This is a genomic window from uncultured Thermanaerothrix sp. (assembly GCF_938028735.1).
GTDB lineage: Bacteria > Chloroflexota > Anaerolineae > Anaerolineales > Anaerolineaceae > Thermanaerothrix.
On record NZ_CALIMF010000021.1, the window covers coordinates 1 to 14,282 of the forward strand.

General features: G+C 58.2%; 19 protein-coding genes and 1 other RNA gene. 11 read left to right on the forward strand and 9 right to left on the reverse strand.

Annotation, left to right across the window (positions count from 1 at the left end; all coding sequences use genetic code 11):
- The first annotated feature begins 25 nt into the window (after nucleotides 1–25).
- From Q0721_RS10295 to glpX, 7 genes are all read left to right on the forward strand, one after another.
- A complete protein-coding gene (locus Q0721_RS10295; protein WP_299029294.1) occupies nucleotides 26–157 on the forward strand; it encodes an AbrB/MazE/SpoVT family DNA-binding domain-containing protein in 132 nt (43 codons plus the stop codon).
- Nucleotides 158–274: 117 nt separating this feature from the next.
- Nucleotides 275–682: a PIN domain-containing protein gene (locus Q0721_RS10300; RefSeq protein WP_299029297.1), complete on the forward strand. Its 408-nt coding sequence runs from the start codon at nucleotides 275–277 to the stop codon at nucleotides 680–682.
- A gap of 70 nt (nucleotides 683–752) precedes the next feature.
- Nucleotides 753–986 (forward strand): hypothetical protein, encoded by a 234-nt coding sequence (locus Q0721_RS10305; protein ID WP_299029299.1) that lies wholly within the window; start codon nucleotides 753–755, stop codon nucleotides 984–986.
- A 332-nt stretch (nucleotides 987–1,318) separates the two neighbouring features.
- Entirely contained in the window at nucleotides 1,319–1,876 is a 558-nt protein-coding gene (gene frr / locus Q0721_RS10310; RefSeq protein ID WP_299029301.1) for a ribosome recycling factor, read from the forward strand.
- Nucleotides 1,877–1,880: 4 nt separating this feature from the next.
- Nucleotides 1,881–2,633, forward strand: coding sequence for an isoprenyl transferase (locus Q0721_RS10315; RefSeq protein ID WP_299029304.1), 753 nt, complete (start codon nucleotides 1,881–1,883; stop codon nucleotides 2,631–2,633).
- A gap of 4 nt (nucleotides 2,634–2,637) precedes the next feature.
- Nucleotides 2,638–3,453: a CDP-archaeol synthase gene (locus tag Q0721_RS10320; RefSeq protein WP_299029309.1), complete on the forward strand. Its 816-nt coding sequence runs from the start codon at nucleotides 2,638–2,640 to the stop codon at nucleotides 3,451–3,453.
- Between the two features lie 29 nt (nucleotides 3,454–3,482).
- Entirely contained in the window at nucleotides 3,483–4,496 is a 1,014-nt protein-coding gene (glpX, locus tag Q0721_RS10325; protein ID WP_299029312.1) for a class II fructose-bisphosphatase, read from the forward strand.
- 57 nt (nucleotides 4,497–4,553) lie between these two features.
- Here the strand turns inward: glpX and Q0721_RS10330 are convergent, their stop codons facing one another.
- From Q0721_RS10330 to Q0721_RS10355, 6 genes are all read right to left on the reverse strand, one after another.
- Entirely contained in the window at nucleotides 4,554–4,895 is a 342-nt protein-coding gene (locus Q0721_RS10330; protein WP_299029315.1) for a nucleotidyltransferase domain-containing protein, read from the reverse strand.
- On the reverse strand, nucleotides 4,859–5,254 hold the full coding sequence (locus Q0721_RS10335) for a HEPN domain-containing protein (protein WP_299029318.1): 396 nt from the start codon (nucleotides 5,252–5,254) through the stop codon (nucleotides 4,859–4,861). Before Q0721_RS10335 ends, Q0721_RS10330 begins: the two co-directional genes overlap by 37 nt.
- Before the next feature lie 124 nt (nucleotides 5,255–5,378).
- Entirely contained in the window at nucleotides 5,379–6,092 is a 714-nt protein-coding gene (locus tag Q0721_RS10340; protein ID WP_299029320.1) for an SIMPL domain-containing protein, read from the reverse strand.
- Between the two features lie 86 nt (nucleotides 6,093–6,178).
- Nucleotides 6,179–7,234 carry a DUF5668 domain-containing protein gene (locus Q0721_RS10345; RefSeq protein ID WP_299029322.1) on the reverse strand — a complete coding sequence of 352 codons (1,056 nt, stop codon included), beginning with the start codon at nucleotides 7,232–7,234 and terminating at the stop codon, nucleotides 6,179–6,181.
- Between the two features lie 13 nt (nucleotides 7,235–7,247).
- On the reverse strand, nucleotides 7,248–7,892 hold the full coding sequence (locus tag Q0721_RS10350; RefSeq protein WP_299029325.1) for a hypothetical protein: 645 nt from the start codon (nucleotides 7,890–7,892) through the stop codon (nucleotides 7,248–7,250).
- A 59-nt stretch (nucleotides 7,893–7,951) separates the two neighbouring features.
- The gene (locus Q0721_RS10355) at nucleotides 7,952–8,743 is read right to left on the reverse strand and encodes a DUF5668 domain-containing protein (RefSeq protein WP_299029328.1); all 792 of its coding nucleotides are present in this window, start codon (nucleotides 8,741–8,743) and stop codon (nucleotides 7,952–7,954) included.
- Nucleotides 8,744–8,983: 240 nt separating this feature from the next.
- Here Q0721_RS10355 and Q0721_RS10360 point away from each other — a divergent pair, with 240 nt between their 5' ends.
- The 4 genes from Q0721_RS10360 (at nucleotide 8,984) to Q0721_RS10375 (ending at nucleotide 11,143) form a co-directional block, all read left to right on the forward strand.
- Entirely contained in the window at nucleotides 8,984–9,277 is a 294-nt protein-coding gene (locus tag Q0721_RS10360; RefSeq protein WP_299029331.1) for a hypothetical protein, read from the forward strand.
- Between the two features lie 8 nt (nucleotides 9,278–9,285).
- Nucleotides 9,286–10,077, forward strand: coding sequence for a hypothetical protein (locus tag Q0721_RS10365; protein WP_299029334.1), 792 nt, complete (start codon nucleotides 9,286–9,288; stop codon nucleotides 10,075–10,077).
- Between the two features lie 58 nt (nucleotides 10,078–10,135).
- An RNA gene (ffs, locus tag Q0721_RS10370) (signal recognition particle sRNA small type) lies at nucleotides 10,136–10,235 on the forward strand.
- Between the two features lie 23 nt (nucleotides 10,236–10,258).
- Nucleotides 10,259–11,143, forward strand: a complete 885-nt coding sequence (locus Q0721_RS10375) for a methyltransferase domain-containing protein (protein ID WP_299029337.1) — start codon at nucleotides 10,259–10,261, stop codon at nucleotides 11,141–11,143.
- Here the strand turns inward: Q0721_RS10375 and Q0721_RS10380 are convergent.
- The 3 genes from Q0721_RS10380 to Q0721_RS10390 are packed head-to-tail and all read right to left on the reverse strand — an operon-like array spanning nucleotide 11,140 to nucleotide 14,277.
- Nucleotides 11,140–11,901 carry a class I SAM-dependent methyltransferase gene (locus Q0721_RS10380; RefSeq protein WP_299029339.1) on the reverse strand — a complete coding sequence of 254 codons (762 nt, stop codon included), beginning with the start codon at nucleotides 11,899–11,901 and terminating at the stop codon, nucleotides 11,140–11,142. The genes Q0721_RS10375 and Q0721_RS10380 overlap by 4 nt on opposite strands.
- Nucleotides 11,898–12,602 carry a ubiquinone/menaquinone biosynthesis methyltransferase gene (locus Q0721_RS10385; RefSeq protein WP_299029342.1) on the reverse strand — a complete coding sequence of 235 codons (705 nt, stop codon included), beginning with the start codon at nucleotides 12,600–12,602 and terminating at the stop codon, nucleotides 11,898–11,900. Before Q0721_RS10385 ends, Q0721_RS10380 begins: the two co-directional genes overlap by 4 nt.
- A complete protein-coding gene (locus Q0721_RS10390; RefSeq protein WP_299029345.1) occupies nucleotides 12,592–14,277 on the reverse strand; it encodes a GAF domain-containing sensor histidine kinase in 1,686 nt (561 codons plus the stop codon). The genes Q0721_RS10385 and Q0721_RS10390 overlap by 11 nt, the downstream gene beginning before the upstream one ends.
- Nucleotides 14,278–14,282 lie beyond the last annotated feature (5 nt).

Sequence of the window (14,282 nt, forward strand, 5' to 3'; positions counted from 1 at the left end):
GGCAATGGGGTAACGGAGGTGCTCGATGACCGCAAATGAGGTCGTACGAATAGCAAGCAATGGGCGTATTACCCTGCCAGACTCTATTCGTCGTCAGGTGGGGCTTTCTGATGGCGACCTGCTCCGTGTGGAGGTTGCCGATGGAGCTGGTTCCTGAATCACACAAGCTAGATGCCTAGGAGGCCCTGTATCGCGCAGGTCGTTTGCTAGGGCGGAAAACTGCACGCACAACGCAAGAACTGCTGGATGAGATAAGAGGATAAGCTTGGTAACGATGGATACCAATGCGTGGATCAATGCCTTTCATCCGGGAGAAGAAGGCAGTCAGGACAGTCTGGCTTTTTTGGAGACGATTCGTCAAACTGGTGAGCCAATGATCTCACCTATTCTATTGCTGCCCGAATTGGCTGCGGTGCTGGCAAGAGGCGGAGAGAAGCCTGATAACGTCCTGCGCTTTGTGCAGAGCGTGCAAGACCTGCTCCATCAGGTGTTTATTCTACCGGACGAAACCACTGCCCAGGTTGCCATTGAACTGGCTCAGCAAGGTAAACTGCGTGGAGCGGATGCTGGGTATGGCGCAGTCGCACGGCGTTTCGGCTCGGTGTTGGTGCCCCATGATCGGGAGCAATTCGAACGCTTAAGAGGCGTGATTCAAGTTGCCTTGCCCAAAGAAATGGCGTGATGTTTGTCAAGAGGCGGTAAATAGATGCCACCTATTGACACATGTGATAGGTGTGCGTAATAGGCGGCTCATGAATTGGTACCATGTGCAGATTCTTCTCGCAAGACGGCAGCATGAACGATTGGCGCAGATCGCCCGTGAGGTGGGTAAGTCCCTTTCCGAGGTCGCTCGGGAGCTGATCCGCTTTGCCCTGCGGGAGCGTCAGCGCCGTCAGATGGAACGAGCGGCTCAAGTCCTGCCGGATGAGCACCGCAGCAACCCTGACTTGACCGCTTTTACTACGCTGGATGGCGCCGGCGAATGAGGCCCTGACCATGTGGAGACAGGACGGGTTGGATGGGCTGACGCTGCTTGCCGGTGAAGTTGTTGGGGTGACCCGGCCGGTCACTCGCTATTGCTGGGGCGTCCCTACCGGCTGGCTGCCCTGGGCGTAGTGGGCATGGTGATGCTCACGCCAAAACGCCAGCAAAGTCCATGCCCAAATCATGGCGTGATTCGCGGTTTTAAGGTATGCTTTAATCATCCTTCTGCGTTGGCGAAGGAAGAGTTCCACTTTTGGCCCCCCAATCGCAGAGCGGAGGCCGTGCCCGTATGGGCACTTGATCTGCACGCTATCAACGGAAGGAGGCCTGGCCTATGATTAAGGACGCACTCAAAGAAGCCGAAACCCGCATGAAGGGTGCCTTGCAAACGCTGGAAGAAGACCTTGCCGGCATTCGCACTGGCCGTGCCACTCCTGCACTGATCGAAAAGATTCCGGTGGAGTACTACGGCGTGCCCACCCCCCTGATGCAACTGGCCGCCATCAGCGTTCCCGACCCGCGCACCCTGCTGATCAAGCCTTTTGATCCCTCTACCCTGCGCGCCATCGAAAAGGCCATCATTGCCTCGCCTCTTGGGCTGACCCCTTCCAATGATGGCAAGACGATGCGCCTGGTGCTCCCCCCATTGACCGAGGAACGGCGGCGTGAACTAGTCAAAATGGTACATGCCCGCCTTGAAGAAGCCCGCGTCGCCATCCGCAACATCCGCCGCGACGTGATGAAAGACCTGCGCGAATTTGAAAAAGAAAAATTGATCTCCGAAGACGACCTTAAAAAAGGCGAAGAAGAACTACAAAAACTTACCGACCGCATGATTGGAGAAGTGGATACGATTGGTGCACGAAAAGAAAAAGAAATCCTGGAATTCTGAACCGATGGAATCAATCCCTACGGCGGTTTCCGCCCTTGAGTTGACTAAAATTCCCACCCATATCGCCATTATCATGGATGGCAATGGGCGCTGGGCGCGCCAGCGCGGCTTGCCGCGCCTGGCGGGTCATCGTGCCGGCACTGAAAACTTACGTCGCATCATCCGTGCCTGCGTCGAGTTCAACATCAAATACCTCACCATTTACGCCTTTTCCACCGAGAACTGGGGGCGGCCCCAGGAAGAAGTCAATGGGCTGATGGCGATCCTGGAAGAGGTAATTGATAAAGAATTGGACGAACTGCATCGCGAAGGCGTCCGCCTGCAACACATTGGCCGTCTCGAGCGTCTCAACCCCACCTTAGTTGAGAAGGTCAAATACGCGGTGGAGTTGACCAAAAACAATGACCGTCTGATCCTCAACATTGCCTGGAATTACGGCGGGCGTGATGAAATTGTCTGCGCCATTCGCAAGATGATCCAGGATGGGGTCAGGCCCGAAGAGGTGACGGATGAATTGGTCAACCGTTATCTCTTTACCGCCGGTATCCCCGATCCCGATCTGATCATCCGCACCTCGGGCGAGATGCGCATCAGTAACTTCCTTATTTGGCAGTCGGCTTATGCCGAGTGGTACGTCACCCCCACCCTGTGGCCAGATTTTGATCGCGAGGAACTGCTCAAAGCCCTGATAGATTACAGCCGCCGCGAGCGCCGGTTTGGGCGCGTTTCTTCCAACGATTGCTGCGACGAGGTCTAACCCCATGCTTGCCCAGCGCCTCCTGGTCATCATCATCCTGATTCCGATTGGCGTGACCTTTGCGGTGTTGGGTGGCTGGCCGTACGCGGCCTTTATCGCGTTGATTTTGGTGGTGGCGGCTTGGGAATACTGGCGCATCTTCCGTCGTGGGGGGTTTGCGCCGCTGGCCAGTGTGCTGTTGCCGGGTGTAGCCCTCCTGGTTTTCAGCCGTGCGGCCTGGGGTTTTGATTACAGTCATCTCATTCTTTCGGCGCTGATTTTGGTGACTATGCTGGCGCACATGGTGGCGATGGCGGCCACCCATACGGCCCAAGGTGTAGATTTTGCTATTACGTTAGGAGGGTTGCTTTATATTGGCTGGTTGGGCAGTTACCTCATCTCTCTGCGCGCTCTTCCCCAGGGTTTGTGGTGGCTGCTCCTGGTCATCCCTATCATCGGGATTGCCGATTCGGCGGCCTTCCTCATCGGACGGCGCTTTGGGCAGCACAAACTGGCACCTGCCATCAGCCCCAACAAGACCTGGGAGGGTTACCTGGCCGGGGTGGTGTTTGCTATTTTGAGCGGCTTGCTGCTGGCCTGGCTGTGGCAACTGCGTTATCCTGCCCTGCAACCTTCGCAGGGGCTCATCTTGGGGGTGATTATCGGCACCCTGGCGCCGTTGGGGGACCTGGGGGAGAGCATGTTCAAACGCCAATTCGGTGTCAAAGAAGCCAGCCATCTCTTGCCGGGCCATGGAGGAATATTAGATCGCATTGATTCCTGGATTTGGGCGGCCGTGATCGGATACTACCTGATCACTGGTTTGTGGTTATCCGTATAACACCTATTCCCAATAAATGGAGGAAAGCGATGAGTGAGGTGCCCTTACATAGCGAGATCGGTGATACCCGACCGACGCGCAACCTGGCTTTGGAACTGGTACGGGTGACCGAGGCTGCAGCGCTGGCGGCGGGGCGCTACGTGGGACGTGGCGATAAAGAAGCCGCAGACCGCGCTGCTGTGGATGCCATGCGCCTGATGCTCAACACCGTTCAGATGGATGGCGTGGTGGTCATTGGCGAAGGCGAGAAAGATCAGGCGCCCATGCTCTATAACGGCGAGCGCCTGGGCACCGGCGATCCCCCCAAGGTGGATATTGCGGTAGATCCGATCGATGGCACCCGTCCTACCGCGTATGGGTTGCCCAATGCTATTTCGGTGGTGGCGCTAGCGCCGCGCGGGACGATGTTTAACCCCGGTCCAGCGGTGTATATGCACAAAATTGCTGTTGGCCCAGCGGCGCGAGATGTCATTGATATCGAAGCCCCGGTGGAAGAGAACCTGCGTCGCATTGCCAAGGCCAAGGGGGTGCCGGTTGAAAATCTCACCGTCGTGGTGCTGGATCGTCCGCGCCACGCTTCGCTGATTGCTGAAATTCGGCGTGTGGGTGCGCGCATCTCGCTCATTCCAGACGGTGATGTGGCGGGTGCGCTGATGACCTGTATCCCTTCTTCGGGCATTGACGTGATGATGGGCATCGGCGGTTCTCCTGAGGGCGTCATTGCCGCGGCGGCTATGCGTGCGGCTGGGGGCAATTTGCAGGGCAAACTCTATGCCCGCACTCCTGAAGAGCGCGCCCGGTGTGAGGAACTGGGTTACGATTTTGACAAGGTCTTGACACTGGATGACCTGATTTCATCGGATGATGTCTTCTTTGCCGCCACTGGCGTGACCAACGGCGACCTACTGCGTGGGGTGCAGTACTTCCCCGATGGCGCCACTACTGAGAGCCTGAGCATGCGTGGGCTGACCGGCACGGTGCGACGCATTATCGCCACTCACCGCCTGAGCAAACTGGCGCGCATCAGCGCCATCCCCTATTGAGAAAGCCTCTGCCCCGATGTGGACGGCGCCGGGGTGATTTTATGTCTCAAGGCTCTCTCAGGAAGCCAGAGGGTAGACCTCAACCGCTTGGTCATGCAAAATTTGACGCCAGAAGAGCGGAATCTGTGCCTGTTCAATCTCATAGGGGGTAAACCCCTGGGCTTGAATAGGTTCTAAGATACGTGCTGCGGCTACGCCCAGGATCTCGAGGCGTTCGCGAAAGGAATACCTAGCCCAATCGGGAGAAATGATGATGAGGTCAACATCGCTGCCAGCATGGGTGTCACCGCGTGCCTGTGAGCCGTAGAGATAGACGCGCTCCACCCGAATGCCCATCTGATTCAGCGTTTCGAGATAACGCCTTAGGACTTGTTTAAGGTCGGATGCTGCTTGAGCCATTGGAAGACCTGAACGGTTTGGGAATAATAAGCTTCCGCCACTGAGCGTGGGTAATCTCGCAGGGATTGCTGCAAATCCACTGGATAACGGGCCAGGATGCTCACAGCATTGATTTTCCCAATAAACTCGAGAAAATTGGCCGGTAGCGAGAGATTTACCAAGCGCGCCAGGTAGATCAGATCGTGGGTTTTTGGCGGCATGGTCTGTGTTGCCTCGCACACATGCGCTTTAAGCAATTTTTCCAATGCGAGGTGGCAGAGGAAAATGACATAGAGATAGCGTCCAGAATGCAGCATATAACGCGCTGTTTCCAAATCATACTCTGCCATTGCAATCCAGTTGCGGGTATCCTCACGCATGATTCGACATCCTAAAAAGATTATACCTATAAACGCCGTAACACTGGCCCAACTCAAGCCTCTGCCCCGATGTGGACGGCACCGGGGCAGAGGTGGTGGAAGTTATAGCCTTCTAGGGTGCGGCCTAGCGGATGGTGTAGGTAATGTTGGCATCGGCCACGATCACTAGTTGCCCAGCGGCAATGGGCGCGCTGCCGCCACCTACGCCCAAGCCCTTGGCTTCATACATTGGAATGGGGCTGCCCGAGGAATAGACACTCACGTTTTGCACCTCGACCAGGGTCACCCCTGCTGCTGCTGCCAGTTCCTGCGCGCGTGCCACAGCATCTTGCACTGCCAAGCGGCGGGCCTCGGCCTCGGCCTTAGCGCGGTCGGCCACATCGAACGAGATACCGTAGATATTATTGGCGCCGGCGCGTACCACCGCGTCCAGCAGGCTACCCAACTGGCTCAAGTCGCGCGCGGTGATGAATACGGTGTTCTCCACCACATACTTGGTGCCGATTACTTCCCCATTTGGACCGAATTCCTGTTGGGGGTAGACGTTAAAGGCGCTGGTCTGAATGTCCTTTTCGGCCACACCGCGCTCCTTGAGCAAGTCAACAATCGCCTGTGCCTGCTCATTGTTTTTGCTCAGTGCCGAGGCCACATCTTCGGCTTCGGTGCGCACACCTACGTAGATGTAGGCGATATCCGGCACTACGTACACCTTGCCGTTGCCAGAAACATTAAGGGTGCGCAGGGGTTCTTGTGTCGGGGCTGCCGGTACCTGAATGCAGCCAGCCAGCAAACCTACCATCACCAGGGCCAGCAGGGCTAAAACGAAGGGTTTCTTCATGGTCTCCTCCTCGCGAGACTAAGATAATGTGATTTTTGAGCATATAAAAGACGCCCTACTGGCCGGAAAGTTCCCGCCCCGAGTGTTTAGGGGAGATACTCTATGCGTATCCCGCCCATGGGTTGTTCCAGGTTTAGGCGCAGTTCGGCGTTGGCGGCGGTGGTGCCCGGTGTGCGGCATACTTGCTCCACGCAGGTGAAGTCGGATGGCACGCTGAGCGTCGCTAGGGCACGGTTGATACGCAGTTCCAACCGTGCCTGACGCGGCACGTAGAGCGTGGTAAACCCCACAGGGTTGCGCAAGTCGGCGGAAAGGTTGCCGCGGGCGGGTAGGGTAATCGTCAGGCTGCCCACAGCCACCTCGCTGGTCAATTGGCGTACCGTCAAGGCGCTGAGATCTAGTACCTGGTTGCCCAGGCTGCTCTTGAGACTTAGCACCAACGCCACCTGGGGGTTAAGGCGTAGCCGCCATAACGATTGACTTGGCCCGAGACTCCACGGGAAGACCACCGATGAACCTGCAGCGCCCAGGTGCACCCGGATGGTGCTGCCGTGAGTTTGGGCCTCCTCGGTCAAGACCAGCGCCTGCGGCAGGGTGATTTCGCCTTCCAATAGGTTGCGGCTGGTAGCAGCGCCGCTGATTTCCAACTGTCCTAGGGGTTGCTCAACCGTCACCTCGGCCTCGCGCACATCAGAGGGTAGTGCATAAGTTATGGGTTGCGCAGTGGCCGGCACCCGCACCTGACCGATGGCAAATGCCGTGATTGCTACCACCAACCCTAGGATGAAGATGAATGCCAAGGCCGAAGCCCAGGCTGGCCGTTCACGCACTACCAGATCTAAGCCCAGCGCAATCAAAAAGATCGGCCACAGGCGTAGCAGCAAGTCCCACCCCCCTAGAGGCAGGTAGCCCAAATTGGCCAACAGAAAAGCCCCTCCCAAAAGGATCGAGATCCCTCCCCAGGTCCAGCCTTTGCCCTGATAGAGGTGATCGAGGCCGCCAATGATAAAAAGCACGGGCCAATAACGCAGGACGATCTCCCACCCGTTGACGCGGATCACCTCTAGGTTGTTGAGTAGAAAGATGACCCCAACGGCAATCAGCAATAGCGGGAAAAACAGACTTGGGCGTTTTGCATCCATGGTTTATCCTCCCTTAAGCCTGCCTTGGACGCACGGCGCGATAGACCAGGAACACCCCGATCAGGATCAACGCCAGTGGCCAGATAAAGCGCCCCATCTCGATGGCCCCCAGAAAGAGCAGCGCAGCGAACGCCAGCAAAATCGCCGCGGGATAGAGTGGCCAGGTCATGCGGGCACCTCCCGGCCTCGACAATGCGTACAATGCCAAGAAGGTCAGCCCCAGCCCGGCGAAGAAGATCCACCCACCACTATCAGCGGGGAGTATCGAATCCTCTAGGGAGACCACAGCCAGGGTAAACATGGTGCCGGCAGGAATGATGGCCCACCAGAACTCCCGGCGTAGCAGGTAGATGACCACAAAACTCAACCCAACGCTCCCTAGGACCAGTACCCCACCCAGATAGCGGGTGGCTTGCGGTGCAAAGGTGCCCAGCAAGACTAGAGCAGCGATACCCAGGAGTGGGAAGGCCGGAAAAGCAGCCCACCAAGCCTCACGGTTGGAGAGCAGGACGCCAAGAAAGACCACTCCGCCCACCGCAAGTAAAATGCCCCAAACAACCCCCACCAGGCTGACCTCCAACCACAGGCTGACCAGAGCCAGCAGCCCGGTCAGGATGAGAGCCGCTCCGCCAATTAGGCGCCAGCGTGATTCTGACATGGTTCCCTCCTTCAAAGAGAATTAAAAAACTCCCTACTCTTATATCTACGTAAGACAGGTTAAGAGATTTCGACGGAGCCCAAACCCGTTTCCACATGAATCTCGAAGCGGTTGGTGGCTGTGGCGTAATCGGGCGATTCATATACCTCGCCGGCATACGGAAAACGCTGAGCATCCACGTTCACCCCGGCCAACCCACTCTGTACATGGATGCGCGCGGCCATAGTGGGCGGAACTTGGATCTTCAAAGCGGCCACCCCGCTCTTAAGGTGTGCGCTTCCTTGCCCCTGCGCCGGTAGAATCAGCGTAGTCTCGCTGGCCCCGGTTTCCAGGATCAGGTGGCGCACGTGCAAGCGGCTCAAGTCGAGGTGCGCTTGGTTGGCTCCGAGGTGGCACTCTAGGTCGAGCGGCAGGTGGGGGGTAACTGCCAGTGCCCAGCGGTAGCCCTCGCTACCCTCCACCCAGGGCAGGAGCATGGCATCGGGCTCCAGGCGCAGGCGCACGTCCAAGCGCTCGCCCTCGCGGCGCACTTCGGGGACACCCCCGCCACACTCTCCACGCAAGAAAAGTGTGCCTGCATCCTCCAGCGCGTGCAGCACGAGCCGCCCCGCGCCATGATCCAGGCGTAAGTGGGCTTCGCGTGCGTTTCCCAATGGGATGGTGATTGTGCGGCTGAGTGCCTCCAGACGCGCGCGGGGGCGTAGGAGCAACCAAATACCGAGCCAGATCAACGCCAGTGGCCAAAAGAACGCCCAGGCACTGAAAGGCAAAAGGCCTAGGTTTTCCAGCAATAACAAGACCCCCAGCAGCAATAGAGCGCTGCCCCAAAATAATCGTCGTCCCTTCATCATGCAAACTCGCTTTCTTGGGGACCCCCCAGGGGGATGAATATTCCGCACCTTGGATCTGGTCCATCGGTGCGGCGAGGGTTGTATGAACATTTTTATTATAGCATCAAGGATTGTTTTGGGAGCAGTTTCAAAAACCAGTCTGGGCCGGTGCCAAGGGTTAATTTTGTCTTGTCTGGGCAAATTTTGTATAATGAAATTGGGCATGTGCCCCGCGGGTGTGGGCTAGCCCAGGAGGCTACCATGTATGTCACCGTGCTGATGGGATATGTCTCACGCGAGAACTGGAGTACTCTCCAGAAGGCGTTTGCCGAGGCTGTGCGTCACCCCCCAAAGGATCTCCTGCACTCGGTATTGGTGCAGTCGGTGGATGATCCCATGCAGTGGCAGATCATCTCGTTCTGGTCTTCCTACGAGGCTTACCAGGCTGCCGAGGCCAATAAGCAGACGGACACCTGCGTTCAACTCTTTTGTGCGGCGGGGAGCACCCCTACGCGCCGCGGTTACCGGGTGAGTGAGCGTTTCAGCCGCATCTAAGGGGACCTATGGACGCCTGGTTAGAGCGTCTGGTGGCGCTAGAGAGCGAAGTTTCCTACAAAACTCCACCGGCGCCGGGAGAACGCTATTTTCGTTACCAACCGGGGCGGTTGCCAATTCTGCTCTCGGCGCCTCATGGTGCGGCCCACATGCGTGAGGGACAGTTAAAAGAGGAAGAGGACTACACCGCTGCCCTGGTGCGCTTGGTGGCCGAACTCAGTGATGCACATGCTCTTTACACCTACCGCCTGGCCGATCCCGATCCCGGCTTTTATCCCGAAACGCCTTACAAGCGCGCCTTGCGCTATATTGTGCACCGTCACCGCATTCGCTTTGTGATCGACCTTCACGGTTGTGCCGCCTATCGTGATTTTGGGCTGGCGCTGGGTACGCTGCACGGTCAAAGTTGTCCTTCGGAGCGCCGGCGTATCTTATCGCTCTTGTACCAATTCGGTTTTCGCCCTTCTGGGCCATGGCTCTCGGTGGTGGATGTGGATCGTACTTTCACGGCCAATGGGCGTCTAGGGCAGGAAACAATTACCCGCTTTGTCTGGCAACGGTTGGGCGTGCCGGCAGCGCAATTTGAACTGCACCCCCACTTGCGCGTGGTGCGCCGGTTGGGTGAGGCCTCGGAGCGTGAACCGTATCAGGCACAGCCAGACCAGATCAAGCGCGCGGTGGCTTTTTTCCTGGCATTGGTGACCACTCTGGCCGAGACTTATCGTACTGAGAGCTTACCCTCTGAACCCGTTGCCCTGCCCTCCGAACGTGAGGATGACTTGCCCTCACGTGAGGAGTAGCGCTCAACCCCATTTGATTGACAGCCAGCCCAGAGGAAGGTATGATTAAGGCGCGTTCGGGTGGGACCGGCGCGGCAGAAACCGCCGAACCCTGTCAGGTCCGAGAGGAAGCAGCAGTAAGGCGGCCCTTCTGGGCGCCGCCGGTAAACCTGCCCGACGCAATTTTTACGCCGGATGATCAATGGAAACGCCTCCGATTTGTAATTACGAGGGTTCGGATTATCAACGCTCCTTCTGGGAGCAGGGTGGGCGTGCCTACGAGGATGCGGTAGAAGCCCTGGCCTTGCGCCGCCTCCTGCCACCTGAGGGTGGGCAATGGCTGCTGGAAATTGGGGCGGGAGCAGGGCGGAACACGCCACGCTATCACGGTTACCAGCGCATTGTGCTCCTGGATTATTCCCGCACGCAGTTACACCAGGCCCAAGAACGCCTAGGGCGAGATGGGCGCTATCTTTACGTGGCTGGGGATGCGTATCACCTCCCTTTCGTCAGCGGCTTCTTTGACGCTGCCACCATGATCCGCACCCTGCATCACATGGTGGAGCCGCGGCGGGTGTTGGAAGAGGCTCGGCGGATTTTGCGCCCGCAGGGCGTTTTTATTCTGGAATTTGCCAATAAATGCAATCTGAAGGCCATCTTGCGCTACCTGCTGCGCCGTCAGGTGTGGAGTCCTTTTACCCCAGAGCCGGTGGAATTTGCCCCCCTGAATTTTGATTTTCACCCCGCTACGGTGCGCACTTGGCTGACGTTGAGTGGCTTTGCCATTGAGCGCCAGTTAACCGTTTCGCACTTTCGAATTGGCTTCCTTAAGCGCCTTATCCCCCTAAGACTGCTGGTTGGGTTGGATGGGCTGGCCCAGTGGACGGGAGACTGGTGGCAACTTTCCCCCAGCGTTTTTGTGCGGGCGCGGGTGCGTGGTGAAGCCTCGATGGCTTCAACCTTTGCGTTCCGTTGCCCAGTCTGTGGGCATCAGCCCTTGGCCGACACGCCCCCTGAAATCACCTGCCCGACCTGTGGGCGCACTTACCCGGTCGCAGATGGCATTTACGACTTCCGCCCGCGCTAGTGGCTCGTTTTTTCAATCACCCAAAAATGGGAAAGGCCCAAAGCGCGTAGAGGCGTTTTTTCCAACCCTTGTAGGAAGGCGCGTAGCCAGCGCCCTAACCGTGGAAAGCGAGCGATGATGTTGTCGTAGGCGCCGAAGATTACCGTGCGCCGCACCACGCGCAGCGGCAGTCCCTCCAGCAGGCGTGCTAGGTCGCGCGTGGTATAGACGCGCACATGCGGCGCGAGGCGGTCGCGCCAGCGCCGAGGAAGGTAATTCACCAGCGGGATGTTGCCAAAGCGGTAGCGTCCGCGCCAGTAAATGCCATGGGTCTCAAAAGGATACCCCCGGTTGGGGCAGAAAAGCACCAGCCGCCCCCCCGGTGCCAGTACCCGCGCGATCTCAGCCAGGGTCTGGCGGTCGTCGGCTACGTGTTCCAGCACCTCATGGCTGAGGACAAGGTCAAACGACGCGGCTCCAAAAGGGAGTTTTTCACCGGCGCCGCATACCACGCGGGAATGACGGGCGTAGGCCGCGCGGGTGCGTTCCCATTCAATATCCAGACCAACTGCCAGTTGGGCCGACTCGGCCAGGCGGGCTAGATATTGCCCTACACCGCAGCCGTCCACAAACACTCGTCCTCGTTCGCGCCCCTCCGCCGCGGCCAAGATCATTTGCAGGCGGCGCTCCTGGCCGGCGCGCCAAACATAGGAGGGAGCACCGCGCAGGGCGGCTTTGGAATCATCCATTATAGGAACATGGGGATGCAAAGAGGTCATGTGTGGCCCCAGTGAATGGCAATAGTGCCCATCATTTTATACACAAAACGGACCTCTGAGAAGCCTACCGTTTCTAGGGCAGCCGCCAGTTGGGGGGCGGAGAGGAAGGTAGCGCTAGAATGAGCCAGGTACTCGTAGGCCTCGCGCTTGCCGGTGAGCATTCCACCGATCCAAGGGATCATCTTGAACATCAGGACATCGCGGAGTGGACGGAGGGGGTGAGGAATGGGATGGGTGGTCTCTAGGATGGCAATCTGGCCGCCGGGTCTGAGCACGCGGGCGATCTCGCGTAGGGCTTGGGGCAGATCGGCCACGTTGCGCAGCAGAAAGGCGCAGACGAGGGCATCGAACGACCCGGTGGCAAAAGGGAGAGCCAGGGCATCTGCCGCACACCAAGCAGGCGGGTGAGGAAAGGCGCGCTGGCGTCCCAGCAGGAGCATGGGCAAGGTGAAGTCAGCTGCCACTACCTGCACCTTGGGCATCTGACGCATCACCTCGCGAGCAAGGTCACCAGTGCCGCAGCCCAGATCCAACACACGAGCTCCCGGCGGCAAGTGCAAACCGCGCACCGCCTCACGTCGCCAGGTCAAATCCAGCCCCGCCGTCATCAGGCGGTTGGCCAAGTCGTAGCGCGGGGCAATTTGCCCAAACATATGGCGGATGCGCGCCGCACGCTCCGCTGGATCGGGTTTACTCGTCATTGGTTAGCGGCACCCACGCCAGGATGGTGGTACCCGCGCCGGGCTCGGAGATGATCTCCACCTCTCCACCTGCTTGGCGGGCACGGGTTTGCATGTTCGAGAGGCCGTGTCCAATGGATTGGCTGACCTGCGTCGGATTAAAGCCGCGCCCATCGTCGTGTACTTCCAGCAACACCCGCTCAGGCGTCTTCCATACCGTGACCTCAACATGGCGGGCACGGGCGTGTTTAGCGATGTTTGCCAGCGCTTCCTGACAAATATGGAAAAGCGCTACCGCCTGGAGTTCGGGTAACCCAGCCAGGTCGTCCTCTGGGCCTTGCAGATCCACATTGAGTAGTGTATTGGCATGAAATTCCTTGACCAAACGACGGATGCCCTGCATGAGGGTTTCATTTTGGAGTTGGCGCGGGCGCAGGTCGAGGATGTAGGCGCGAATATCGCGAATGGTGCTGTCAATATCGCGAATGGCTTGCTCAATGCGTTGCAGTGCTGCTTGCGGGTCCTGGTGAATCAACAGGCGTGCGTGCTCCAGCGTCAACCCCACGGCATAGATGGATTGAATCACACCGTCGTGCAGGTCCATGCCGATGCGCTCACGCTCTTCCAGAATCGCCAGGCGACGGCTCTGCAGGTTCAGGCGCACGTTTTCGATCGCCAGGCCAATCCACGAACTAATGGTAGCCAGAAATTGCATTTCCAAATCGTCCAATGGGCGGGCGTGACGACTGGCCACGCACAATACTCCCAACACACCTTGGCGGCCGCGGATGGGCAGGCAGGCCACCTGCTGAAAATTTTGCAAGATCACCTGTGGATGCAAGTCCTGCCCATCGGGCGGAGTCGGCTTGAAGACAATGGGCTGATCGCGTTTGGCAACCTGGCCAATGATGCTCTCGCCCAGGGCGAATTCTTCGTGCTGCCACAGCGCCTCAACCACTGAGCCACGGTGCAACATGCGCTGCAGGGTGCGCCCATTTTCCTGACGCAAATAGACTTCTCCTGCTTCCAGTTGCAGGTAATCCAGTACCTGAGTAAGCGCTTTATCCAGAATCTGGTCAATGTCTGAAGAGGTTGCCAGGGTCGAGGCCAGTTCGTTGAGCAGGGCCAGGTTCTCGTTACGGCGGGTGAGGATGCGATCGCGCTCAACCAGCTGGCGGTAGATGCGCGCGTTGTTAATGGCAACTGCGGCATACGCTGCGAGCATTTCGATGAGTTGTTCATCTTCCTCGGTGAACTCCGGGGCATCCCGCTTGTTGGTCAGGTAAATCTGTCCGAGCTGGCGGTTGCCTTGACGGATCGGCACTCCCAGGAATGACGTCATAAAAGGGTGGTGAGGGGGAAACCCCACACTGCGGGGATCGCTGGTGACATCGCGCAGGCGGATGGGTTTCTCGCTGCGCATCAGCGCGCCGATGAGCCCCAAGCCACGGGGGGGATGGGCCATGCGACGAATTTCCTCAGCGCTCATCCCCACGGGGATGAAGGCCTCCAACTCCCCGCCCGGGCCAACCACCCCAACCGCCGCATACTGGGCATTGACCTGCTCGCAAGCCAAGCGGGCGATCTTCTCCAGCAGTGATTCCAGTGAAACATCGCGCACCAGTTCCAGGCTGGCACGATGAAGGGCTAACAGGCGTTCTTCTAGTTGTTCGCGAGTGAGGTTGACCGTGCTCATAACAC